Below are 25,751 nucleotides of genomic sequence, written 5' to 3'. Positions count from 1 at the left end.
CTCGCAGGAGAGAGGCTCATCCTACCTAAGGGCGGGTGTGCTTGGCGATGGGCGTGGTGAGGGCGACCGTTTGTCGAGCCTGTAATTTGTGACAGTAGCCATGCATGGGTTTTCAGCATTAGCTGGTGCAAATCGACATGAAGACGCCTGATGCAGCCTCAGCTGGCTTACCTGCACCGCGACACCCCAAGCATGACGGTCGTTGAACCGCGGGGGCTGACCGTGCGTTCGGTGGATTATTACCGTGCCGCGCAGGGTGAATTCGCCGAAGCTAGGGTCAATCGCACGGTTCTTGACCCCGCTGGGCGGGCGATTGCGCAGTGGGATCCGCGGTTGTTCCTGGAGACTTCGACACCGGCCAACCTCAGCAGCATTCTGTCACTGTCCGACACTGCGTTGAGCACCGTCAGTGTCGATGCTGGCTTGAGCGTGAATCTTTTCGGCGAGGCGGATCAACTGGTTCAATCCTGGGATGGCCGGGGTTCGCAACGCTGGATGCACTATGACGATCAGCTGCGCCTGACCCTGCTGTTCGAGCAAGCCGCGAGGGGCGAAGCGGTTTGCGCAGAGCGTCTGACTTATGCGGCCAACGCTCCGGCGTTCGCCGATCGCAACCAGTGCGGCCAATTGATCCGGCATGACGACCGGGCAGGCACGCAGCTGTTCCCGACGTTTGGATTGACCGGCGGGTTGCTTGAGCAGACTCGACACTTTCTACGTGCGTTGGCATCCCCCGATTGGCCCGAGCCCGTGGACGAGCGCGATACCTGGCTGGAACCGGGGGCTGGCGCGACTACTCGCTCACGCTTCAACCCGCTGGGCGAGGCTGTTGAACAGACCGACGCCCAAGGCAACCGTCAGCTTTTCAGCCACACCGTCGCTGGCCAGTTGCGCGAGGTGCGACTGCAACTGCGCAGCGACACCACGCCAAAAACGCTGGTCAGCGCCATCCAGTACAACGCCCATGGCCAGCCCGAACGGGAAGTGGCGGGCAACGGCGTGATCACCACGCTCGAATACGCCCCGGAAGATGCTCGTCTGACCCGCTTGCACGCCAGGCGCGGCAACGACGTCCTGCAAGATTCCCATTATGAATACGACCCAACGGGCAACGTGCTGCGCATCGAAGACGCCGCCGTACCGATTCGTTACTTCGCCAACCAGCGTATCGACCCGGCCAACCGATTTGTCTATGACAGCCTCAATCAGTTGATCCGTGCGACGGGCTGGGAGGCCGGCGGCGCGAACAGAGGTCCACAGTTTTCGGCTTTCGACGATCCCGCGCCACGGGGCAATTATTGCCAGAGCTATCGCTACGATCGGGGCGGCAACCTGTTGGAACTCATCCACGAGGGGCCGCAAAAGCATGGACATCGTCTGGTCGCCGCGCCTTTCAGCAACCGTTGCCTGCCAGTGGTCGACGGCGTGGACCCCGGCGAAGAGGATTTTCGCCGGGGCTTCGACGCCAACGGCAATCTGCTGACGTTGCAACCGGGACAAACCTTGAACTGGGACCTGCGCAATCAGTTGTGCGAAGTGCAGCTGGTAAACCGAAACGGCGCCCAGAACGACAGTGAGCGTTACAGCTACGGAGCCGACGGCATGCGCGTGCGCAAAGTCCGCTCGACGCAGACCAATGCCCGTACAGTGATCGCGGAAGTGCGTTATTTGCCAAACCTGGAAATACGTACCCACAGCGGCACCGGCGAAGTGCTGCATGTGATCAACATCCAGGCCGGGCGCAGCAGCGTACGGGTGTTGCACTGGGAAACGGCGCCGCCGAAGGACAGCGCCCATGATCAATACCGGTTCTGCCTGAATGACCATTTGGGGTCCTGCACCCTGGAACTCGACAGCGACGGTGAAGTGATCAGCCAGGAGCGTTATCACCCGTTCGGGACTACCGCCTGGTTTGCCGGGAGGGGGGAGGTTGAGGCGAGTCGTAAAACGGTTCGGTATTCGGGGAAAGAGCGGGATGCGACGGGGCTTTATTATTATGGGTTGCGGTATTACGTGGCGTGGTTGCAGCGGTGGTTGAATCCGGATCCTGTGGGAATTATCGATGGGCTTAATCAAGTTTCTTTTGTCGGAAATAATCCATTGAAATTCATTGATCATTCCGGACTAACCCGACGTCGAGCGGACCAGGCTTATTTCGATATGCAACAAGAGGAGGGGCATTGGGAGCAGTGGTTGGAGAAGCAGGGAGGGCGAGTTTTGAAGTTGGGTGGCATAGAAATGATGCAAGAAATCAGTGGGGATAATTTGATGAACGCTAGAGAGGACGTCTTGACGCCTAACGAGAGTGAGTTCCTTGAAAATTTTGTTGAAGCGGGTAAGAAGAGCTACATAGTTCACTTTACGGGAAGCGAAATCCCTCAGGATAAAAGAGGCAATATTGTATTGAGGTCGCGTAAAAGTTTGCAAAAAAAAGGAATTAAATTTAATACTGGTAACAGTCAGCAGGGTGATATAGATGGCGTTGGAAGTTTCGATTTTGTTCACTTTTCACTCAATGTTGTTCCTCTTGCAAAGCTCGAAAGCAGGTTTGGAAAGCATCGATATCAAATGGCGCTAGTCGATGCAAATAAATCACCCTACGTTAAGTATGCTCATGTGCAGTTGAGCGACACTCTTTATTTTGCTAAGCGTCAGACTAAACGTTATCCAGACTATCTTTCTGAAGCTGACGTTGAATTACTTAAAAAACAAGTGGTGGCCAAAGATCCTACCGAATTGATATCTAGTCCGGAACATGCTATCGAATTGCTGGGGCGTAGAATCATTCGCGACGTGAGGCTGCTAAGTTCTGCTGCTCAGGAGAAAATCATGTCTTTAGGGGAGGGGCGTGAACTGGATGAAGTTCTTAATACATTTTATAGGCCGCAATTTGCTGTTCCCAAAAAAATAGTTATGAATAAAACAGATTTCGATCATAAAAATATGGGTGAGTGAACTGGGGTTTTGGCCAACTTACGCAAGTGGGGAGACGATTCTGTCGCAATGAAAATCGACTTTTTATCGCACCGACAGTCGTGACTGTAGCTTTTTTAGTAGCCATATATGGATTTGAGCATTAGCTGATCGTCATTCTTCGAGATGAATTGTCATGGATACCCAAGTAACGGCCATGCACCGCCATACCCCAAAGCTGATTGCCATTGATCCGCGTGGTCTGGCCCTACGTTCAGTAAATTACTACCGTGCTGGCCCCGGCGACTTGGCAGAGGCGCGGGTCGATTACACGACCCATGACCCAGCGGGAAGGGCAGTTGTGCAGTGCGATCCGCGCCTGTTTCAGGATGCCTCGGCACCGGCCAATCTGGTTACGATTCATGGCCTCTCCGGCACGGCCATGTGCACCCTCAGTGTCGATGCCGGGCTGCACTTGAGCCTGTTCGGCGAGGCGGGTCAACCGGTTCAATCCTGGGATGGACGGGGTTCGAAACGTTGGATGCACTACGACAATCAACTGCGATTGACTGCGTTGTTCGAGCAAACGTTAGAGGGTGAAGCGATTTGCGCGGAGCGTCTGACTTATGCGGCGAACGATCCCGTTTCCGCCGATCACAACCAGTGCGGCCAACTGATCAGCCACGCAGACCTTGCCGGTGTTCTGCAACTCAACGACTATGGATTGACCGCCACGCTACTCGAGCAAGAGCGACGTCTCGGCGACATCGCGCAGTCTTTTTCAACGCACTCACGCTTCAGCCCACCGGGTGAGCTGCTGTCCCGAACCGATGCCCAAGGCAACGAACAACGCTTCAGCCAGACGGTGGACGGTCAGTTGCGCGCTGTGGATTTGCGTCTGAGCCACACGACCCAGCGCCTGCCAATGGTCAGCGCCATCACCTACAACGCCCACGGCCAGGTCGAAAGGGAAGTCGCCGGCAATGGCGTGATCACCACCCTCGAATACGCCGCCGAGGACGGGCGCTTGCAACGCCTGCTGTCCCGGCTTGGTCAGAACCCGCCGTTACAGGATCTGCGTTACAGCTACGACCCGGTCGGCAATGTGCTGAGCATTGAAGACGCCGCGCTGCCGATCCGCTACTTCGCCAATCAGCGTATCGAACCGGTCAGCGATTATTGGTACGACACGCTCGACCGGTTGATCGCAGCCACAGGCTGGGAGGCCGGCTCGGTCAGGCACGGCCCGTCGTCGGCGATGACGGCGGATCCCGCCATGCCCGGCAACTACCGCCAGACCTACCGTTATGATGCCGGCAACAACCTGCTTGAACTGACCCACACCGGCCCGCAAAACCCCGGCCATCGTCTGGTCGCCGATGCTCACAGCAACCGCTGCCTGCCGGTGCGCGATGGTATCGAGCCGACTGAACAAGACTTCCGTGACAGTTTCGATGCCAACGGCAACCTGCTGACGCTGCAACCGGGGCAAACGTTGCGCTGGGACGCGCGCAATCAATTGTGTGAAGTACGCCCGGTGGCGCGTGATACCGAAAACGACAGCGAGCATTACGTTTACGCTGCCGACGGCCTGCGCGTGCGCAAAGTCCGCTCGCTGCAAACCAATGCCCAAACGAACATCATCGAAACCCTTTATTTGCCCGGCCTGGAAATCCGCACCCACAGCGGCACCGGCGAAGTGCTGCACGTCATCGACGTGGCGACCGGGCGCGGCAGTGTGCGGGTGTTGCACTGGGAAGCGGGAAGACCGAACGAGATCAGCAACGACCAGCAGCGCTACAGCCTGACGGATCATCTGGGGTCGAGCACGCTGGAGCTGGATCAGCACGCCCGCCTCATCACCCAGGAAAGGTTTTACCCGTTTGGCGGCACGGCGTGGTGGAACGGCGCGACGGTGCAGGTCAGCTACAAAACGGTGCGCTATTCGGGCAAGGAACGGGATGCGACGGGGCTTTATTACTATGGATTTCGGTATTACGCACCCTGGTTGCAGCGATGGATTAATCCGGACCCTTTGGGGGATGTTGATGGATCGAATTTGTTTTGTTTTGTTGCAAACTGTCCTTTGAACTTTGTGGATTTACAAGGAGGGGTGAAAGTACCTGCAGGGGCGATTTTTTCAAAGGATGTTCAAAGTTTGGTTGAAAGCGGGAAGTATATTGGTGCGCAATCTTTGGCTCGTGCTAAATCTGTTTCTGATGTCCTCGTTGTTAATAAGTTGGTGTCATCTTTTATTTCTGAAGTTGATATGCAGTCGATGACCGTATTTCAGAATAGACACGATAATACAATTTATCGAGCTAGCTCTGCGGTCGAGGGTGTGGGATTTTTTGTGAAAAAAATGCAGAGCCCGGAAGGTCCTCAGCGCGAAGAACTCGCCTATACCGTTAGTGAAATGCTCAATTTGCATCTTGTCCCTCCTACAAAAGCCAAGGCGAAATCAATGGTTCAGCAGGAAGTAATTGTTGCTGGAGCTGACACTAAAGAAAGGAGGGTTTTACCTGAAGTGGCCAAGCTTTTTTATTTTCTTATTAATGAGTTTGATGATAACTCTGGTAATCAGTTGTGGGATGCTCTAGGTAACGTATACCTGATAGATCATGAGGCGGCTTTTTCTGAAAGCGAAAATTCGATTTATAACTTGTCTACTGTTGATTTGTCGAAAGCGTTCAATGCGGAACGCTGGGGTAAATTTAAGTCGATTGGTAATGCTGAGTGGAAGTCAATTATTTCCGAGAAATATTCGACTTTATCGAAGGGAGAGGTAAAAGCATTTATGGGGCGAATTGCAGATACTAAGGTTGCAGTGCAGCGAGAAATTGATCGAGGTGCGGTAAGTTTTGGGCAGAAGCGCAGTTTTTTACAGCGAACATTCGGAAGAGCAGTCTCTTGAATTCAGGAAATGGGCATTAGTTAATAAAAAAGCCCCCACCCAACCCACTGCGGATAGGGAACGCAGTGACCTGGACGGGGGCTTCTTTTTGCCGATGACTTACTGCGCGATCATTTTCACCGAAACCCCACGCTCAATCGGCGTAGACCGGGCATAGATATCTTCAAACCGCTCGATATCATCCTCACCTGGTTAGCTACCCGATTGGAATGGGTTGGCCGGTATTCGTACCACTCATCGAGACTGTAACTTTTGACAGTAGCCAGACATGGATTTTAGGCATTTGCTGATTGTCACTCTTCAAGACGAATTGTCATGGATACCCAAGTAACGGCCATGCACCGCCATACCCCAAAGCTGATTGCCATCGATCCCCGCAGTCTGGCCGTTCGCTCGGTGGATTATTACCGTGCCGATTCGGGCGATATGGCAGAGGCGCGGGTCGATTACACGACCCATGACCCAGCGGGAAGGGCAGTTGTGCAGTGCGATCCGCGCCTGTTTCAGGATGCCTCGGCACCGGCCAATCTGGTTACGATTCATGGCCTCTCCGGCACGGCCTTGTGCACCGTCAGTGTCGATGCCGGGCTGCGCGTGAGTTTGTTCGGTGAGGCGGGCCAACCCGTTCAATCCTGGGATGGCCGGGGTTCGCAACGTTGGATGCACTACGACAATCAGCTGCGATTGACGGCGCTGTTCGAGCAGGCGTTGGAGGGCGAATCGATTTGCGCAGAGCGTCTGACTTATGCGGCCAACGCTCCGGCGTTCGCCGACCACAACCAGTGCGGCCAACTGATCAGCCACGCAGACCTTGCCGGTGTTCTGCTGTTCAACGACTACGGATTGACCGCCGCGCTACTCGAGCAAGAGCGGCGTCTCGATGACATCGCACAGTCGTTTTCAACGCACTCACGCTTCGACCCACCGGGTGACCTGCTCTCCCGGACCGATGCCCAAGGCAATGAACAACGCTTCAGTCAGACCGTGGGCGGTCAGTTGCGCGCCGTGGATTTGCGTTTGAGCCACACGACCCAGCGCCTGCCGATGGTCAGCGCCATCACCTACAACGCCCACGGCCAGGTCGAAAAGGAAGTCGCCGGCAATGGCGTAGTCACCACCCTGGAATACGCCGCCGAAGACGGGCGTCTGCAACGCCTGCTGTCCCGGCTCGGCCAGAACCAGCCATTGCAGGATCTGCGTTACAGCTACGACCCGGTCGGCAATGTGCGAAGCATCAAAGACGCCGCGCTGCCGATCCGCTACTTCGCCAATCAGCGTATCGAACCGGTCAGCCATTATTGGTACGACACGCTCTACCGGTTGATCGCGGCCACAGGTTGGGAGGCCAGCTCGGTCAGGCACGGCCCGTCGTCGGCGATGACGGCGGATCCCGCCATGCCCGGCAACTACCGCCAGACCTACCGTTATGACGCCGGCAACAACCTGCTCGAACTGACCCACACCGGCCCGCAAAACCCCGGCCATCGTCTGGTCGCCGATGCTCACAGCAACCGCTGCCTGCCGGTGCGCGATGGTATCGAGCCGACTGAACAAGACTTCCGTGACAGTTTCGATGCCAACGGCAACCTGCTGACGCTGCAACCGGGGCAAACGTTGCGCTGGGACGCGCGCAATCAATTGTGTGAAGTCCGCCCGGTCGAACGTGACGGCGCCGAAAGCGACAGCGAACAATACGTTTATGGTGCCGACGGCCTGCGCGTGCGCAAAGTCCGCTCGCTACAAACCAATGCCCGAACGAACATCATCGAAACCCTGTATTTGCCCGGCCTGGAAATCCGCACCCACAGCGGCACCGGCGAAGTGCTGCATGTCATCGACGTGGCGACCGGGCGCGGCAGCGTGCGGGTGTTGCACTGGGAGGCGGGAAGACCGAACGAGATCAACAACAACCAGCAGCGCTACAGCCTGACGGACCATCTGGGGTCGAGCACGCTGGAGCTGGATCAGCACGCCCGCCTCATCACCCAGGAAAGGTTTACCCGTTTGGCGGCACGGCGTGGTGGAACGGCGCGACGGTGCAGGTCAGCTACAAAACGGTGCGCTATTCGGGCAAGGAACGGGATGCGACGGGGCTTTATTACTATGGCTTCAGGTATTACGTACCGTGGTTGCAGCGTTGGTTGAATCCAGATCCTGCGGGCGCGATTGATGGATTGAATTTCTATGCCATGGTTCGAAACAATCCAATGGTGTTGCGAGACTACAACGGTTTGGCAGGTGACGAATTATTCAACGCATCTTTCCATGAGCTTGACCTTTCAACCCAAGGCTGGAAACAGCACTTGCTTGGCACTCAACTGTTGAATCTACTGTTGCAGCGCCATGACAAAACGAAGGGAGGCTACGAAGAAACCCATGATTATCGCGTTTTCGAAGTGGGTGATCCGGAGTACGCCTTGACTGGGCAGGAAATCGTTGAGGCATTGGAGGGCTACCGCAAGACGTACCTGGACCTGGCGCATCGTGCATCCACTAGCGGTGCTGGAAAGTCGGAGTTGGGCCTGTCGATGATAGAACTTTCAAATCAAGCAGGACGGATGCGTGATCTCGCTAAGGGCATTGATGGATCAACTGCTTCGGCACCAGCGAACAAACCTCGCTTTTTTGCATTGATGAAAGCAAAGCCGGAAAACGGAAAGCGAGAAATCCTGGCCATTCAGAAAATATCGATAAGTCAGCGCACCGCTGGTGAAGACAGGGCGTTTGTCAGTGGCGTTATTCAGAACCCACTCATTCGACCTGAGGTGAGGGGCGGTTTTAGCGATCTGCCTGGGAGAGAGTCGATACCTGTACTGAGGCGGGTGCGAACCTTCGTTACGGTTCGGAGTTTGAACGAGGTGGGCAAAAGTACGAACATGAAATATGTGCTGTTTGGCTCAACAAACAATAGAGACTTGGACGTGGCGAAAAGACTCAAGGCAAAATTGAAGTCCGAGCCTACCCACCTGCCACTTTCGAGGTTGAACCCGAAAGGTCGATGATTTTCATAAAAAAAGCCCCCACCCAACCCACTGCGGATAGGGAACGCAGTGACCTGGACGGGGGCTTCTTTTTACCGATGACTTACTGCGCGATGGTCTTCACCGAAACCCCACGCTCAATCGGCGTAGACCGACCATAGATATCTTCAAACCGCTCGATATCGTCCTCACCCAGATAGCTACCCGATTGCACCTCGATAATCTCGAGTGGAATCTTGCCCGGGTTGCGCAAACGGTGAACCGAAGCAATCGGAATGTAGGTCGACTGGTTCTCGCACAGCAGGAACACATTCTCGTCGCAGGTCACTTCGGCGGTGCCGCTGACCACGATCCAGTGTTCGGCGCGGTGGTGATGCATTTGCAGTGACAGGCACGCGCCCGGTTTCACCGAGATGTGCTTGACCTGGAAGCGGCCGCCCATGTCCACCGAGTCATACGAACCCCACGGACGATAGACTTCGCAGTGGTTCTGGGTTTCGCTGCGGCCCTGTTCGTTGAGGGTGTTGACCATCTGTTTCACGCCTTGGACCGAGTCCTTGTGGGCGATCATCATGGCGTCCTTGGTTTCGACCACCACGATGTTTTCCAGGCCGATCACCGACACCAGTTTGCCGTTGCCATGGATCATGCAGTTTTTGCTGTCCTGAATGACCACGTCGCCTTTGGTGACGTTACCGTTGACGTCTTTGTCATTCACTTCCCACAGCGACGCCCAGCAACCGACATCGCTCCAGCCGGCGGTCAACGGTACGACGCAGGCGCGCTGGGTTTTTTCCATGACCGAGTAATCGATGGAGTTGTCAGGGCAGCAGGCGAAGGTGGCTTCGTCGATGGTGACGGTGTCGGCGTCCTGAACGCTGCGCTCAAGGGTCAGCAGGCAGGTGTCGTAGATGTCCGGATCGTGCTTTTTCAGCTCTTCGAGGAAGCGGCTGGCGCGGAACAGGAACATGCCGCTGTTCCAGAAGTAACCGCCGGACTGGACGAACTCGGTGGCGCGTTTCACGTCCGGTTTTTCAACGAAGTGCGAGACGCGGCTGACGCCTTCCGGCAGCAGCGAGTCGTTGGTCGACTTGATGTAGCCGTAGCCGGTTTCCGGTTTGGTCGCCGGGACGCCGAACAGCACCATTTCGCCGTTTTCGGCAGCCACAGTGGCCAGGGCGAGAGCGCGTTGCAGGGCTTTCTGGTCTTCCAGTACGTGGTCGGCCGGCAGCACCAGCATCAACTCGTCACGACCTTCGTTGACCAGCATCATCGCGGTCAGGGCCACGGCCGGCGCGGTGTTGCGGCCGAACGGTTCCATCAGGATGCGCTGGGTTTCCAGCTTACGGTTGCTCAGTTGCTCGTTGACGATGAAGCGGTGGTCTTTGTTGCAGACCACGATCGGGGTGTCCATGCCTTCGAACACCAGGCGTTCCAGGGTTTGCTGGAACAGCGTGTGTTCGCCGGTCAGGGCCAGGAATTGTTTAGGGAACTGCTTACGGGAAAGCGGCCAAAGACGTGAGCCACTACCACCTGACAAGATCACCGGAATCATGTTGTTACTCCTTGAAAATCGTATGGGTCAGAGCTACTGCGTTCTGTCGTTTCACTCTTGTTTTTGTTCCGTGTCCCGACTGACACCTCGGTCCCTTGTAGGAGCATGGCTTGCCAGCGAAGGCGGTCTCGAGGGCCTCTTCGCCGGCAAGCCGTGCTCCTACAGGGCACGGGTCAACCGGGTAAATGTATTAGCGCGTCGAAACCGGGCGTTTTACCCAGACTGGCGACAGGCTGCTGCCGTTGCCGGTGACGTACAGCACCGCCGCTTCGCCGCGTTCCAGGGCAACCGGTTTCACGTCGCCCACTTTCGTGGCGCCATCGTATAGCGCCAGGCTGACTTTGACCGGGTTGATTTCACGCTCGCCGCGGCCCTTGGCGGCCACGGAAGGAACCACTTCGGTCTTGCCGTCAGCGGTTTTCAGGGTCAGGGCCTTGTCACTCAGGTTCTGTACGCGAACCAGGGATTTCTGCTTGTTCTTGAATGGCGGCTCTTCGATCAGTTGCGGCGCGCCGCTGGCGTTGTTGACCAGGGTGTAATAGTGATCGCCGGCCAGTTTCACCGGCAGGGTCTGGCTGCCGACCTTGGCGCTGTAGTCGCCGCCCGGCATGAAGCTGAAGTCAGTGCTGGACAGCGGCGCGACGTCGCTCAGGTTGGTGCTGCCGACGGTGGCGCTGACTTCAGCGTTACCGGCGTTGTAGACCCGTACGAAGCTCGAACCTTTCGGTGCAGTCGGGCCGTAGAGCGCGGCATCGCCGGCGAAGGCATTCATGGAAAGCACGCTGAAGGTCGCGGCCAGAGCAAAGGTCTTGGCGAGACGGCGAGGAGTAGTAGTGAAAGTCATGGTGTACCTCTCTTTCAGTTTTGCGCCCGGTCGGGCGTCTCGGATTTAGTGTTTACGGCTACGTTTTGTTGGCGGGCGCCGGCTTCTTTGAGCGCTGCGACCCACTGCGGGTCGGCGTCGCCGATTTCGTTGTTCACAGGCAGATAACGTTCAGGAAACTCCCAGATCAGCACCTGTGGCGGGCTGTTCTTGAAGGCATCACTTTTCAGGTAGCTGAGCATCGGCAGAATCGGGCCGTGGCCGTCTTCGGCGTAATTGACCACGTCGCTGTGCAACGCCTCTTTCAGCGCGCCGACGAAGTTCCAGTTGGGGTTGGCGCTGTAGCTGGTGCCGATCAGGGCCACCGGCACTTCGGTGTTGGCGAACAGCGCGTCATCACCGCCAGCCTGATCGTCGGCCACCACGGTGTTGCGCTTCTGCAGCGGCTCGGTCGCCGGCATCAGGTTTTCGAACAGTGGGTCGAGCGGCAGGAACAAGCGCAGGTCACCCTTGTGGGTCACTTTCTCTGCCGGCTCGGTGACGAAACGTTGAGGCTCGCCGCTGAGCGGGGTTTTTTCAGCGATGGTTTTGGCCAGGGTCTGGGCGGCGATTTGCGCGCCTTCCGGGGTCCAGTGGGTGTCGGTGCGCAGGAACACTTGCTGACCGTCGAGCTTGGCCTTCAGCAGGGGGCCGTACAGGTCGGGTGCGAGGATCTTGTTGGCCGCCAAACGAGCGTGGAAGTCCTCATAAAGATTGGCGTGAATGCTCGAAGGTTTCACTTCGCCCAGGTGTTCCGGATACAGGCGAGTCTTGGCCGGCACGATCGCCATCACCAGTTTCACGCCTTTCTCTTTCAGTTCCTGGCGCACGCCTTCGACCAGCGCGTAGTTGCCTTGCAGGTTCAATTCTTCGTTGACGATCGGGTTGAATTCTTCATCGCTGTACAACCACTGATCGCGACCGAGCACGACGCCCGGACGGCCTTCGTTGAACAGTTTGAAATCCAGCGCAGCCCAGAGGTTGGTGCCCAGGCGCTTGATCGGGAACTCGTCGTCGTAGTGCGTTTCGACAGCCTTGGCCCAACGGCCATTGAGCACCGTCGCATCGGCGTTGGTGCTGAAGCCGAAGAAGCTGCGCGTCGACCACAGGCCCAGGACCAGCAGGGTCACCAGGAACAGGGCGATGTAGAAGATGCGTAATGAGCGGGTCATGGTCAGATCCCTCAGAACTGGAAGTAAAGGAACGGCGAGAAGCTTTGCGCCGAGAGTTTGAAAATCGAAGCGATGAACAGCACCAGTACCAGCGTGCGCATCACGTAACGCGACCAGTCCGCGGTCCAGTAAGCCGGCTGCACGGTGGCTTCGACGCCAACGGTGTAGCCCGGTTGGTGGATGCTGGCCGGGTTGTCGCCCGGTACGGCTTTGATCATTCCTGGTGTCGCAGCGGCAGGGCCATCGGCCTCGACGTTGACCGCAGGTTTGGTCTTGACCGGTGGCTGGTTGCTGTAGAAATCACGGATGCCGAAGAACGCCAGGGTTGCGTACGCCACCACCAGAGTCGCCACTTGCAGACCGGTGAGGCTGGCCTCGTTGAGTTCCGACAGCGACCACTCGCCGAAGCTGAACATCGCGCCGTACATGCGGCCGGCGACGTGCAGGTTTTCCGAGCGGAAGATCACCCAGCCCATCACTACCAGCAGGAAGGTCAGCGCCCAGCGAATCGGGTTGATGCTGCGCGGCGAAGTGTTCAGGCCCAGCGCTTTTTCAATCGCCAGCCACATGCCGTGCCACGCACCCCACACGATGTAGGTGATGTTCGCGCCGTGCCACAGACCACCCAGCAGCATGGTCAGGAACAGGTTGCGATAGGTCATCAGCGTGCCTTTGCGGTTACCGCCCAGCGTGATGTACAGGTAGTCACGCAGCCAGGTGGACAGGCTGATGTGCCAGCGACGCCAGAACTCGGTGATCGACTGGCTGATGTACGGCTGCTTGAAGTTTTCCATGAAGCGGAAACCCATCATCAAGCCCAGGCCGATGGCCATGTCGCTGTAACCGGAGAAGTCGAAATACAGCTGCGCGGTGTACGCCAGCGCGCCGAGCCAGGCATCGCCCGTGGTCGGGTTCTGCAAGGCGAAGCAATGGTCGGCGACCACCGCGAGGGTGTCGGCGATGAAGACCTTCTTGATGAAACCCTGCATGAACCGCGTGGCACCTCCGGAGAACTTGTCGAGGGTGTGGGTGCGGTTATTGAACTGGTCGGCAAGGTCGCGAAAACGCAACACCGGGCCGGCAATCAGGTGCGGGAAGATCGCCACGAACGCCGCAAAGTCGATCAGGTTGCGCGTTGCCGGGGTGTCACCACGGTAGACGTCGATGATGTAGCTGATGGACTCGAAGATGTAGAACGAGATCCCGATCGGCAGCAGCACGTGGGTCAGGATGAACGGCGACAGACCCACCGATGTCATCATCGCGTTGATGCTGTCGACGCCGAAGTTGGCGTACTTGAAGTAGCCGAGGATGCACAGGTCGACGCCCACGCCGAGCAGCAGCCAGCGCTGGGCCGGTTTGGTCCGAACGCCTGCGGCACCGACTTTGAGGCCGATCCAGTAGTTCCACAGCGTGACGGCGGCGAACAGCGCGAGGAAGTCCACGCGCCACCAGGCATAGAACACATAACTGGCGATCAGCAGCAGCAGGTTGCGATAGCGTATTCCGCTCAAGTAGTACATGCCGAGAAAGATCGGCAGGAACAAAAACAGGAACACGTTGGATGAAAATACCATCCCGGTCTCTCCATGTTTAACCAACAGTCAAGGGCCGCAGCCCCCCCAAACCCCCCCACGAAAAACCTGGGGAGATGTATTGCATTCAAAACCACCACGAACCTTGTAGGAGCCGGCTTGCTGGCGATGGCGGTGGATCAGTCAACATCGATGGTGAATGTCATACCGCCATCGCCAGCAAGCCGGCTCCTACAGGGGATTTGTGTTGAGCTAAGAGCCTTTGCCTTTCTCGTTGGCCGGGTCGTAGACCTTGGTCAGGTCACCCCCGAGGCGGAAGGTCTTGAACGGCTGCATCTCGTGCTTTTTCTCAAGCACATCCGGCGAGCAGGTGTAGAGCGTGCAGAACGGTTCGAGCCAGGCGAATTTCGAGTCGACCTTGAGGTCGGTCATGTCCTGTTCCTTGCCGTTCTTGTTCTCGAAGATGTCGGGGTCTTTAACCCCCGCGAGCACTCGATCACCCAAACGTTTCAAAGCGCCGTTGTTTTCCTGACGCAGATCCACACCGTTGACCTGGGCGAAACTGGCGATCATCGCCAGCGGCGGCAGGGCATAGTTGTGATAGGCGAGGGCGCGTTGCTGGCGCTTGAGTTCGTTGGGTAAGAAGCCTTGGGCGTCGACCTGATTGGCGCCGACCTTGTATTCCTTGACGGCCCAGTCGAACAGATCGCGGCGGTTGGTGGCGACGGACGTTGCCATCACCGACCAGGCGGCCCAGTACGAGTGGTTGTTGGTTTGTTCCAGCGGCAGGTTGTCCCAATCGCTGACCACCTGATCGGCCATTTTGCTGAACCAGGCTTCAATCAACTGCGACTCTTGCTGATGGTTCGCCAACGGATGCGAATCGGAGAATTTCAGGCGGATGTATGAAGACGCCATGCTGCCCAACGCCCATTTGCGCATCGATTTTCCGGTGTGGTTGAAGTCCTTGGACATCAACGCATCGGCCTTGGCCCAGGCGGTCAACCAGTTCAGCGTGCATTCAAGCTGTTCCGGGCGACCGTCACGCATGAACTGCATCACGCGCTTGCTGGTGCCGCGTTCGATCTTGGTGATGTCGGCCGTGGTGTCGCGGAAGGCTTTTTCCGATGCCTCGTTCAGGGTCGAACGGGCCTTGTCGGAACCTTCGTATTTGCTGCGAAATTGCAGCGCGCCGGTGTACGGCGTCGGCATCGCGTCACAGCCTTCTTTGCTGTCGCCGGTTTTGACTTTTTCAATCGGCGCGAAGTAACCCTGTGGCGGACGCAGCGGCGCGGCGGCCTGCGTGGCGCCGGCGAACATCGCCAGCGTCAGCAGGGAGGGCGCGAGTAGTTTTTTCAAAGTTCGGGTTTGCATGATTGCCTCATTGCCCGACCGAAGCAGTACGCTGCTCGGCATTCGGGAACACGTTGCGTTTGCAGATTTTCGCTTCGACTTTCTGCGGCGCGGCACCGGCTTCAGGGCCCTGGATTTCGACGGCCAGCAGATTCTGCGAGGCCCAGTCTTCGTCCGTGCGCAACTCAAAGGCGAAACGCCCGTCGGTGTCGGAGGTTTCCGGTTTTTCGATCTTGATGTCCTCGTGGCGACCGTTCATGTACCAGAGGGTGGCTTGCAGGGTTTTCACCGACGGATCGGCAAAACGGATGTCGACCTGGTGACTGCTGTTTTGCAGGTTCAGGTTCTTGCTGTTGACCATCAATTCGTTCTTGCCCGGTTTCAACGTGGTGCTGCCGGTCATCTGTGCATCCTTTCCTTCGCAACCGTTGTCCAGCAGCGCCATCATCTGGCGGTAGATGGTTTCCTGGTCGAGGCGATAGAGCGGCGAGAATTCCCAGATCAGAATCTTCGGCGGCTTGGTCTGGAACTCTTCGCTGCCCAGGTACTGCAGCATCGAACCTTCCAGGCCACCACCGGGGAACGCCACGTTGAGGATGTCGGCGCCGATGGCCTCTTCGAGGAAACCGGCGAAGTTGTAGTTCTTGCCACTGTGGCTGGTGCCGACCAGGGTGATCTCGGGATTGCCGGAGTCACTGAACAGATCGCCATCCGCTGCTTCGCCTTTTGGCTCGGTGGTGAATTGATCCATGTACTGGATTGCGTAGCTGGTGCCACAGAGTTGACCGGCCATGTTGTGTAACGTTCCGGTCTTGCCCATGCGACCCGACTTATGGCTCTCGAATTCACGCTTGGGAATGCTGGCAAATTCAGGCAGTTGCTTGATTTTCTCGCCGACGATTTTTGCCGTGCGCTGGGCGCCATACGGCGTCCAGTGCTGGTCGCCACGGAAGTAGAAATCGTGGGCGGGCAGGGTGTCGGGCAGCGATTCGTTGGTCAGCGGCGACAGGTCCGGCACCACGTAACCCATGGCGGCGAAGCGGCCGAGCATGGTCTTGTAGTTCCTCAGCGCTTTGTCGAAATCGAATTTGGCCTTGTCTTCCGGGTTGAGCTTATTGCGGTTCACCAGGCCACGAGTGGGTTGATAAACAACAACGAGCTCCACGCCTTTGCTCTTGAACGCATCGTGCAGTTCTTTCATGCGTTTGTAGCCGGCGGGGGTGGTGTCGAATTCGGTGCGCAAGTCTTCTTGCGTACGGAACAACCAGTCACCCTGAGCCTGCACCAGCGTGGTGAAGTTCTGCTGATAACGCGTGGTGTAGTTCTTCGCGTCGTGGGCTTCGGGGCACAGGTTGCAGCACGGTTCGGCGCTGAAGGTCGGCGCCTTGGCTTCATCTGCACGAACGCCGCCGCTGGCCGCAAGAATGCCGGCGGTCAGAGCCGACAGGCTGAGTAATTTGATCAAGTGTGGGTGCATAAAATTATCCTCAGTCCCGCATTTCGGTCTGGCGTTCGACAGGGTCGATCAGCACGGCTTTCTGCTGGCGTACCAGCAGGTCGAGAATTTCATCCTGACGCTCGCCGAGAATCCCGCTGAAGCTGATGCCGCTGGATTTGGTCGGGGCAAGCATGGACACGCGATACAGCTCGACGCTCAGCGGCGAGTCGATGGACAGCGGGCCACTGCCGTTGCCGGCCAGTTCGCCGCCGACAACGATCAGCGACACCTGGGCGTCGAACGGGTCGAGCTTGATGTCCCGGTCGGTGTCGCTCAGGTCCTTGATGTGGCCGTAGACGCCGGTCAGGCCGTTGGCCATGGACAGGTTTTCGTACAGGCGAATGTTCACGCTGTTACGAATGCGGATGCCGTGGCGACGGTTGCTGATCACCTTGTTCGCCCACAGCAGGTTGTCGGCACTCTCGTAGAGGGTGATGCCGTCGGTGTGGTTCTTGTAGATCTCGTTGTAGGCGATGATGTTGTTGACGCTGTTCCGGTCGATCACCAGGCCCGACAACTTGTTGTCGTAGCTGCGGTTGTTGAAGATGAAGCTGTCGTTGACCTCACGGGAAATGATGATCCCGTGCTTCTTCTTGGTCCCGTAAACGGTGTTGTCGGCGATGATCAGACGGTGCGAGCGGTCATGCGGGTCGATGCCGTAGACGATGTTGTCTTTGTAGGTGTTGCCCTTGACCACGAAGTCGCGGGTTTCGTAGCAGTAGAAGCCGTACCACATGTCCGAGAACTCGGAGCCGACGATCCAGCCGGTCGGTTCAGGGCGCTTGAGCACCTTGGCCATGTTCGGCGTGTACTGGGAAATACTCACGCCATACGACTTACTGTTGGCGTAGCCGAAACTGGCGATCTTGCTGTTGGCGATGTAGGTCTCGGTGCCGCCCCAGGACAGCAGGAACGGACGGAATTCCTTCGGCGACTTGAACGTCGCCGGGCCGTTGTCCTTCTCGCGCCAGCCAGTGATTTTGGTGTCGCGCACAAACAGCTGGCCGTCGTTGACCAGGAATGAACCGGCCTCTTGGGACAGGCGCAATTCCTGGGTCTGCTTGTCGATTTCGAGGATGCCTTTCTCACCGACCACAATCGGCAACTTCGCCAGGAACACGCCCGGCGAGGTTTCGCTGAAGTACTGCTTGGGCAGCTTCTTCGCCAGGTCCTTGAGGTTCATGTAGCCGTCGTCGATGAAGATCGCCTGCGGGATGCCGTGCTGACGCACCACCCACTCGGCCATCTTGTTGTCGCCGCCGATGAAGTCCTTCAGCGCGTTCTCTTGCATCATCCGGCGCACGCTGATTTTGCCGGCCTTGGTGCGCACGATTTTCGCGGCGATGGCGTCGGCGGTGTAGCCGGCGGTGTCCGGCAGTGTCGGCTTTTCCAGTTCCAGCGGCGCAGTCGGGGCGCTGCTGACGGTGTAGGTCTTGGCCTGTTGCAGTTCCTTGGCCATGGTCACCGGCTTGGTCGGTTCCACATTGGCGAAGGCGGCCGAGCTCGCCAGCAGCATCGCGCCGGCCAGCATGGTCAACGAGCCTCTCTTCGGACTGTTCATGTCAGAAACTCCCTTAGCGGTTCGCATCAGAAGCGCCAGATCACGTCGATGAACGCGCGGTGCATGTACGAGTCGACTTCTTTGCCATAGGCATCACCCGGCTTGAACACACCGCCACGCAAGCGCACCAGGGCCGACGGTTCGTCGATCGATTGGCTCAGCGCGGCAGGCAACAGGCCTTGCTTGAAGTACTTGGTGACCACGAGGTCCATTTCCTGGCCGAGGTCTTTGTTGCCATCTTCCAGCGGCAGGGACGTGCTGGAGAGAATCGCGCCGGTTGGGTCGGTGTCGTTCTCGACGGCGTTGATGCCGTTGCTGCCGACCGGCTTGTTGCCGTCGACGCGCCAGAACTTGTGGTAGATCACGCTGGCGTCGTACTCGTCGTTGAGCATCCACGAACCGAACAACGTAGCGGTCTGCATGTTGTTCATTTCGCCACGGAACGCTTCGCCGAAACGGTGAACCCGCGAGCGCGTACCGGTGTAGTTCGAGCGGTTGCTTTCCAGGCCGTTCTGTTCGTAATCGGCACTGGCGCGGGCATAGGCTGCACCGACTTGCCATTGCGGATCGAGGCGCAGGCGCACGCCGATATCGGTGGCCCAGCCGTTGAGGTCTTCACCGCGCTTGGCTTCGGTCGGGCGGGAGCCATCGGCGTTGAGCTGATTCACCGTGTCGGTGTCGCCGCTCATGCCGGTGATGCTGCCCCAGTAGTTGACGGTGTTGGTGTTGCGGTAGTTGTAGGCGTCGCTGTCAGCGGTGAGGCCGAGCCAGCTGATGTCGCCGTTCTGTTTCTTGTCCAGCGAGTCGCCGGCCACGCCCGGTTCCGGGTAGTCGAGCTTGCCGTCATCGTGGGTGTGATGACCGCGAATGCCGACCCAGTTGCCCGGTGTCCACTGATACGCCGCGTCGGCGTAAACGTGCAGGCGATCCTTGTCTTTCGGTGCCAACTCTTTGAGGTCGGTGCGGTATTCGCTGAAGCGTTCGGCGACGCCGACGTTGGCGCGCAACAGTGTGGTGTCGAAGGTCCAGTTCAGGGCTTCGATGTTGGTGTCGCGCCATTGGCCGTCGTCGTTGCGCAGGCGTTGACGACCGAGCTTCAACTGCTCGCCCGGATACGGCGTCAGGCCGCTGTAGCCGACCCAGAATTCGCGCATGGCCAGGTAGTTTTTCTTGGTCTTGCGATCACCGTTGTCGGTGGTCTGGGTGCCGTCGCTGTCGGACTGCTGCAAGGTGTCGGTTTCGATGATGTCGGTGGACGTCACGGCCTGACCCATGGCGTAGGCGCTCCACGCGCCGCTTTCGCCGTAGACCCAGGGACGCAGGTCGAGACCGACACCATTGACGTCGCCGCCGCTGGCAGTGCCGAGGTCACGGTCGTCTTCGGACTGGCCGGTGATTTTTACGTCCAGACCGAAATTCTTGGTTTCGGTGATTGCCGCCAGGGTCGGGCAGGACCAGATCAGCGCAAACGTCAGGCCGATGCCGGCCTTCATGAATGGATTCAACTTCATAGGGATTCCTCGCCGTCTTCTTCTTGCAGGGCATGCAGTTCCAGCGTGTTCTGGCTCAAGGCACCACGAACGGCCTGTTCTTGTTTCAACAGGCGTTGGGCCTCGGCAAGCTGGGCAGGCGGCAGTTGGGCTTCGAGAGTTTGCGCAAGCTCGGTGGCCTGCGGGGTGTTCTGGGCCTTGGCCAATTGGCTGAAGACATAAGCATTAAGCGGGTCGGGCTTGGTGCCCTTGCCTTGGGAAAACAGTTGGGCGATGGCGAAGTCGGCGCTGTTCTGGCCGTTGCGCGCAGCGGTCAGCAAATGATCCAGTGCCTTTTGCGAATAGACCTTGCCCAGGTAACCGCGACGGTAGATCTGGCCGAGGTAGTAATCGGCGGCGACTTCCTTGCCGACGGCTTTCTGGAAATGTGCTTCGGCGACTTTCGCGTCGGCCGGCACCCATTTGCCTTCGTAGTAGAGCTTGCCGAGCAACAGTTCTGCGCGCGGCTGGTCAGCGGCGCGGCCGTTGTCCAGGTACTTCATCATCGTGTCGACGTCGCCGAGTTCCGGGAAGTCGTAGAGCAATTGCGCCAGGCTGACCCACGAAGCGGGGTAGGCGGGCGCGATGTCTTCGAGCAGCGACTGAGCGGTTTTTTCGTCGGTCTTGCCCAGGCTTGCGTCACCGAGCACACGAGCGACGCTGTCCACGCGCTGAGCGGAAACGATGCCACGGGTATGTGCCGCTTGCATCTGCTTGATCAGCTCGGCCTGCTGTTCCGGTTTGCCTTGTTTCTGGTAAACCGTGGCCAGCTCGACGTAGCAGATGTCGGTGGTGTTCAACGCGGCTTTGCAGATCGTTGCGACTTCGTCCAGGTGCTGGTCGTAAGTGCCTTGGGTGCGATAGAGCAGCACTTGGGCCAGGCCGGCTTCCGGTTTGCCTTCGGCGCGCCATTGGCTGATCTGCTGCTGCGCGTTGACGTTGGGGAAACTGTGCGGGTATTGCAGGTACAGCATCGCCAGCGGGATCAGCGTGTTGCCTTCGCCATTGGCCGAAGCTTTTTTCAGCAGGGCTTCAGCTTCGTGCTGTTCGGCTTCGGTGGAGCCGGGTTTGGCCACCAGCAAGCGACCCAGGCGAGCCTGCGCTCGCGGCGAAACGTCGGCCGCCGCGCGGTAAGTCGCCTCGGCCTGCTTGAGCTGCGCCGGGTCGCGGCTGTCGACCTGGATATCGGCGAGGCCTACTTGAGCCTCGCTGTAGCCCAGGTCGGCCAGTTGCTTGTAGTTCTGCTGCGCCAGCGCGGTGTCGCCGCGTTTGAGTGCTTCATTGGCCAGACGCTGATCGGGCAGGCCGGCGCAACCGGCCAGGCTCACGGCCAATGCCAAGGCACACACTGTTCCCATGTAGGAGTGAGCCTGCTCGCGATGCAGCCGGCTCGGTACGTCAGACAGACCGCGAGGACCCAATCGCGAGCAGGCTCGCTCCCACAGGGTTTGCGGTGTGGTGAGGATAGTTGGAGTCGTCACAGGCATGTCCTCCGCTTACAGGCCAGAAGCCATGGCTTTATCGATCAGCCAGTTCAGGTTCGGGCCACGGTCACTGTTCACTTCAACCGGGCGACCGGCGAACTTGCTGTCCAGCGGCTCGTCCGGCTGGATCAGCACGCGGATGTCGGACGACAGGTCGGCACTTTTCAGGCTGGTGCTGCTGACGATCTTGCCGGTGCGGGTCTTGTCTTCGCCGGCAATCTGGAAGTTGACGTTGGTGCCTGGGCGTACGTCGCCGAACTGGCGATAGGAGAAGCGTGCTTCAACGTTGGCTTCGCTGTTACGCGGCACCAGCTGGAAGATCACGTCGCCCTTGCTGGCGTACTGACCGTCAGCGACCAGTTGCTGGGCCACGGTGCAATCGCATGGCGAGGTCAGGGTGCCGGTCATTTGCTTGCCGAACAGTTCTTCAACCTTGGCCGGTTGCAGCTGATTGTCGTCAAGATGCCCCTTGAGCACGTCGAGCATGCTGGTGCTGAACGTTGCGAGCGGAGCGCCTTTGGCGGCAACGCCGTCAGCCTTGATCAGGCTTTGCACGGTGCCGTCACGCGGCATGGTGATGTTCATGCCGGGCACGCTGACCAGACCGGCCTGCGCGTGGCTGACGAAGTACATGCCGTACACCGATTTGAAAATGAAACCGAACGCCGTCAGGCCAACGAGGAAAATCCCCAGGCTGAACGTCACGGCGCGCAGGCGACCGAACGCGGTCATGCCGTGGCCGCCATCCTTGACCTTGCGCGCCTTGGTGAAGTTGTCGCGCTGCAGGGTCGCCAGCACTTCACCGATGCTGACGATGTCGCCAGCCAGGTGCGAAGTGATCAGGTGGCGCAGGGTCGAGATGTCTTGTTGTTCCAGGTTCTGGAACTGGCAGCCGGCACGGCCGGTCTGGCGGTCGAAGGAGCGCACTTGCAGCTCCACGTCCATGGCCAGGCCGAGGTTATCGATGACGAACTGCAGGCGAGCCTTGTACACGTCGCCGATCTTCAGTGGCAACTGACCGGCGTTGAACGCCAGGCCGCCGGCGGAGAGGTCAAGGACTCGGGCTTCCATCGGGGTCCGGTCGGGACCGAAGAAACGCAGCTTGGCCGGAATTTTCACTCGTGCGTGTTGGCGCTGGGCTTCGGATTCATGCACTACATTGGCGTTGACGGCGGTATTCATAGGGGCGATTTCCTGGTTAATTCAATAAGGGGGCGGTCAGACCATCATCAGCAGCACGGCGACAAAAATGCTGCCGGCGGAGAAGGTCATGGTCCGAGACGACCAGGTGTTGAACCAACGTTGAAAGCTGGCGAGATCACGGGTCAGGGAAGTGGGCTGGCGAGTCCAGGACTGTTGGTCGAGGCGGAAGAACACGTAGATCTTCACCAGCGCGCCGACGATCTGGTTGTAATAGAGAATCGCCGGGTAAGCCGGACCGATCCGGTGGCCGGAGCAGGACAGCAGCAGGGTCAGGATCAGTCGGGTGATGCCGATCCACAGCAGGTAAACGAGGATGAACGCGGTGCCGTACTTGAACGACGCGATGAGCGCGACGGTCAGGCCCAGCAAGGATGTCCACATCGACACACGCTGATCGAACAGCACCACCGAGGTGAACAGGCCGAGGCGTTTCATCCCCAGGCCCAGGGCGCGGGAGTTCTGGCGCAGGTTGTTGCCGTACCAGCGGAACATCAGTTTGCGGCTGGCCTTGATGAAGCTTTTTTCCGGCGGGTGTTCCACGGTGTGGATCGCCGCGTCCGGCACGTAGAACGTGTCGTAGCCCAAGCGCATCAGGCTGAACCAGCTCGACTTGTCGTCGCCGGTGAGGAACTTGAAGCGGCCCAGGCGCCAGTGTTGCAGCGAGTCGCTTTCCACGTCGGCGATGAAGTCCGGGTTGGTGACCACGGAGGCGCGGAATACCGACATCCGGCCGGTCATGGTCAGCACGCGTTTGGACAGGGCCATCGAGCACATGTTGATGTGGCGCTGGGCGAAACGCAGCTTGTGCCATTCGCTCATGATGTAGCCGCCGCGCACTTCGCAGAATTCGTTGGTGGTCAGGCCGCCGACATTGCCGAACAGCTGGAACCACGGCACGGTCTTGAGCACGACGCCTTCGGCGAGCACGGTGTCGCCATCGATCACGGCCACCACGGCGCGGTCGTCCGGCAGGTGACGGGAGATGGCGCGGAAGCCGTAGGCCAGGCCATCACGCTTGCCGGTGCCGGGAATGCGCACGAAGTCGAGCTTGACGCGCTCCGGTGGATTCATCTTGGTCCACAGGCTTTTCACCAGCTTCTCATCGGACATTTCCACGATGGAGCAGACCATGGTGGTCGGCAGGCCGCAGTCGATCGCTTCACGGATCACCGAGGCGTAGACCTGGGCGGTGGTCAGCGCGTCGATACGGAAACTGGTGACCATCAAAAACACATGTGACGGGTCTGCCGCTTTACCCAGCTTGCGCACTTTGCGCCGCAGGTGCGGGTAGACCACGTACAGAAACAGCATGCCGCGCAGAAAGTGCGTGGCACCCATCGAGTAGCGCCAGATACCGACGATACCGATCAGGAAAATGAAGTCCTTCGACTCGGAGTCGAACGTGGACACAGGCAGCGCCATGGCGATGCCCATCAAAAGACTTAAGTAAAACAGCCAACCGGCGGCCTGAAGTAGGCCGTGCTTTAGCCTGTGCATAATCTGCATCCGTCTCGATCTCGGGCGAGCCTGTGGGGTGGCCCGATGGGGTTAAGGCAGGCTTGTGAAAACCGTAACGTCACCGCAAAACCTGTAGGAGCGAGGCTTGCCCGCGAAGGCTGCCTGCCTGACACACCGGGGCGCCTGGTTCGCCGGCAAGCCTGGCTCCTACAGAGGCTGTGTTACCAGCAGATGCCTTCGGTACGGCCACTCACACTGGTGGCTTGCGACATGAAGCCGACCAGGTCGATCACTTGCTTGCCGTGCGGAGCGTTCTGCGCCAGGGCGCGGAATTTTTCGTCACGGTTGCCGAGGATGATCACGTCGGAGTTGTTGATCACTTCGTCGAAGTCGGAGTTGAGCAAGGACGAGACGTGAGGAATCTTCGACTCGATGTAGTCCTTGTTCGCACCGTGAACGCGGGCGTATTCGACGTTGGCGTCGTAGATGCTCAGGTCGTAGCCTTTGCCGATCAGCATTTCTGCCAGATCCACCAGCGGGCTTTCGCGCAGGTCATCGGTGCCGGCCTTGAAGCTCAGGCCCAGCAGGGCGACTTTGCGCTTGTCGTGGCTGGAAACGATGTCGAAGGCGTTTTGGACCTGGGATTCGTTGCTGCGCATCAGCGAGTTCAGCAGCGGCGATTCCACGTCCAGAGCGCCGGCGCGGTAGGTCAGGGCGCGCACGTCTTTCGGCAGGCACGAACCGCCGAAGGCGAAGCCTGGGCGCATGTAGTACTGGGACAGGTTCAGGGTCTTGTCCTGGCAGACCACTTCCATCACTTCACGACCATCGACGCCGCACGCCTTGGCGATGTTGCCGATCTCGTTGGCGAAGGTCACCTTGGTGGCGTGCCACACGTTGCAGGTGTACTTGATCATCTCGGCAACGGCGATGTCCTTGCGGATGATCGGCGCGTCGAGTTCTTCGTACAGCGATTGCAGAACATCGCCGGATGCCTTGTCGAATTCGCCGATGACGGTCATCGGTGGCAGGTCGTAGTCGGCGATCGCGGTGCTTTCACGCAGGAACTCAGGGTTCACCGCCACACCGAAATCAACACCGGCCTTCTTGCCGGAGCAGTCTTCGAGAATCGGGATGACAACGTTTGCGACGGTGCCCGGCAAAACGGTGCTGCGAACCACGATGGTGTGGCGGGTGGTCTTGTCACGCAGGACAAAACCGATCTCGCGGCACACGGCTTCGATGTAGTTCAGTTCCAGGTCGCCGTTCTTTTTGCTCGGCGTGCCGACGCAGATCATCGACAGGTCGGTGTCGCGAATCGCTTCTGCGAAATCGGTCGTACCGCGCAGTTTGCCGGTCTCGATACCCTTGGCCAGCAGTTCGCCCAGACCTGGTTCAACGATCGGTGATTTACCGGCGTTAATCATATCGATCTTGTCTTTGGCGACATCCACGCCAACGACGTCATGGCCCCGTGCAGACAGGCAACCGGCACATACTGCACCGACGTAACCCAAACCAAATATGCTGATGCGCATCGCATTTACCTCTCGTTAACAAGACTGTGTTCAACAAGCCATTACATGGCCGGAGTTAAGTGTGTTCAGCGGTCATAATGCACTCGGAAGTTCGGGCGACAGGCGCCGCAATACCGTGTACAGGCATACTAAGTTCCGAGTGTCTAAATAAGTGCACTCAAGGTGTGCGTAACCAGGCCTTATTGTTATGACTTG

At 58.5% G+C, this 25,751-nt stretch carries 16 protein-coding genes and 1 pseudogene; 4 read left to right on the top strand and 13 right to left on the bottom strand.

Going from position 1 to position 25,751, the window contains the following annotated elements; all coding sequences use genetic code 11:
• Positions 1-150 precede the first annotated feature (150 nt).
• Entirely contained in the window at positions 151-2,955 is a 2,805-nt protein-coding gene (locus ACYZUC_RS15410; RefSeq protein ID WP_461996641.1) for an RHS repeat-associated core domain-containing protein, read from the top strand.
• Between the two features lie 154 nt (positions 2,956-3,109).
• Positions 3,110-5,827 carry an RHS repeat domain-containing protein gene (locus tag ACYZUC_RS15405; RefSeq protein WP_461996640.1) on the top strand — a complete coding sequence of 906 codons (2,718 nt, stop codon included), beginning with the start codon at positions 3,110-3,112 and terminating at the stop codon, positions 5,825-5,827.
• Between the two features lie 99 nt (positions 5,828-5,926).
• Here ACYZUC_RS15405 and ACYZUC_RS15400 read toward each other — a convergent pair.
• A pseudogene (locus ACYZUC_RS15400) lies at positions 5,927-6,016 on the bottom strand (alginate biosynthesis protein AlgA); the annotation flags it as partial.
• Positions 6,017-6,142: 126 nt separating this feature from the next.
• On the opposite strand from ACYZUC_RS15400, the gene ACYZUC_RS15395 reads away from it, so the two are divergent.
• Positions 6,143-7,972: an RHS repeat protein gene (locus ACYZUC_RS15395; RefSeq protein WP_461996639.1), complete on the top strand. Its 1,830-nt coding sequence runs from the start codon at positions 6,143-6,145 to the stop codon at positions 7,970-7,972.
• Complete coding sequence (locus tag ACYZUC_RS15390; RefSeq protein ID WP_461996638.1) at positions 7,864-8,829, top strand: RHS repeat-associated core domain-containing protein; 966 nt, start codon at positions 7,864-7,866, stop codon at positions 8,827-8,829. Before ACYZUC_RS15395 ends, ACYZUC_RS15390 begins: the two co-directional genes overlap by 109 nt.
• An 82-nt stretch (positions 8,830-8,911) precedes the next feature.
• On the opposite strand, the gene ACYZUC_RS15385 is transcribed toward ACYZUC_RS15390, so the two are convergent.
• The 12 genes from ACYZUC_RS15385 to ACYZUC_RS15330 all read right to left on the bottom strand — a co-directional run bounded on the left by ACYZUC_RS15385 (position 8,912) and on the right by ACYZUC_RS15330 (position 25,556).
• Positions 8,912-10,363, bottom strand: coding sequence for a mannose-1-phosphate guanylyltransferase/mannose-6-phosphate isomerase (locus ACYZUC_RS15385; RefSeq protein ID WP_461996637.1), 1,452 nt, complete (start codon positions 10,361-10,363; stop codon positions 8,912-8,914).
• Between the two features lie 190 nt (positions 10,364-10,553).
• The gene (locus ACYZUC_RS15380) at positions 10,554-11,207 is read right to left on the bottom strand and encodes an alginate O-acetyltransferase AlgF (protein WP_461996636.1); all 654 of its coding nucleotides are present in this window, start codon (positions 11,205-11,207) and stop codon (positions 10,554-10,556) included.
• Positions 11,208-11,221: 14 nt separating this feature from the next.
• The gene (locus ACYZUC_RS15375; RefSeq protein ID WP_461996635.1) at positions 11,222-12,397 is read right to left on the bottom strand and encodes an alginate O-acetyltransferase; all 1,176 of its coding nucleotides are present in this window, start codon (positions 12,395-12,397) and stop codon (positions 11,222-11,224) included.
• 11 nt (positions 12,398-12,408) lie between these two features.
• On the bottom strand, positions 12,409-13,974 hold the full coding sequence (locus tag ACYZUC_RS15370; protein ID WP_461996634.1) for an MBOAT family O-acyltransferase: 1,566 nt from the start codon (positions 13,972-13,974) through the stop codon (positions 12,409-12,411).
• A 210-nt stretch (positions 13,975-14,184) separates the two neighbouring features.
• Positions 14,185-15,306, bottom strand: a complete 1,122-nt coding sequence (locus tag ACYZUC_RS15365; protein ID WP_461996633.1) for a mannuronate-specific alginate lyase — start codon at positions 15,304-15,306, stop codon at positions 14,185-14,187.
• Positions 15,307-15,313: 7 nt separating this feature from the next.
• Positions 15,314-16,762: an alginate O-acetyltransferase gene (locus ACYZUC_RS15360; protein WP_461996632.1), complete on the bottom strand. Its 1,449-nt coding sequence runs from the start codon at positions 16,760-16,762 to the stop codon at positions 15,314-15,316.
• Positions 16,763-16,772: 10 nt separating this feature from the next.
• Positions 16,773-18,344, bottom strand: a complete 1,572-nt coding sequence (algG, locus tag ACYZUC_RS15355; RefSeq protein ID WP_461996631.1) for a mannuronan 5-epimerase AlgG — start codon at positions 18,342-18,344, stop codon at positions 16,773-16,775.
• 26 nt (positions 18,345-18,370) lie between these two features.
• On the bottom strand, positions 18,371-19,855 hold the full coding sequence (locus ACYZUC_RS15350) for an alginate export family protein (RefSeq protein WP_461996630.1): 1,485 nt from the start codon (positions 19,853-19,855) through the stop codon (positions 18,371-18,373).
• Positions 19,852-21,354 carry an alginate biosynthesis TPR repeat lipoprotein AlgK gene (gene algK / locus ACYZUC_RS15345; protein ID WP_461996629.1) on the bottom strand — a complete coding sequence of 501 codons (1,503 nt, stop codon included), beginning with the start codon at positions 21,352-21,354 and terminating at the stop codon, positions 19,852-19,854. The genes ACYZUC_RS15350 and algK overlap by 4 nt, the downstream gene beginning before the upstream one ends.
• A 15-nt stretch (positions 21,355-21,369) precedes the next feature.
• Positions 21,370-22,539 (bottom strand): PilZ domain-containing protein, encoded by a 1,170-nt coding sequence (locus tag ACYZUC_RS15340; protein WP_461996628.1) that lies wholly within the window; start codon positions 22,537-22,539, stop codon positions 21,370-21,372.
• Positions 22,540-22,575: 36 nt separating this feature from the next.
• Positions 22,576-24,057, bottom strand: a complete 1,482-nt coding sequence (gene alg8, locus ACYZUC_RS15335) for a mannuronan synthase (RefSeq protein ID WP_461996627.1) — start codon at positions 24,055-24,057, stop codon at positions 22,576-22,578.
• Between the two features lie 182 nt (positions 24,058-24,239).
• Positions 24,240-25,556 (bottom strand): nucleotide sugar dehydrogenase, encoded by a 1,317-nt coding sequence (locus ACYZUC_RS15330; RefSeq protein ID WP_461996626.1) that lies wholly within the window; start codon positions 25,554-25,556, stop codon positions 24,240-24,242.
• Positions 25,557-25,751: the final 195 nt, after the last annotated feature.

Source organism: Pseudomonas sp. GT1P32, from assembly GCF_054897805.1.
This window is presented reverse-complemented; position numbering and strand designations above follow the sequence as displayed.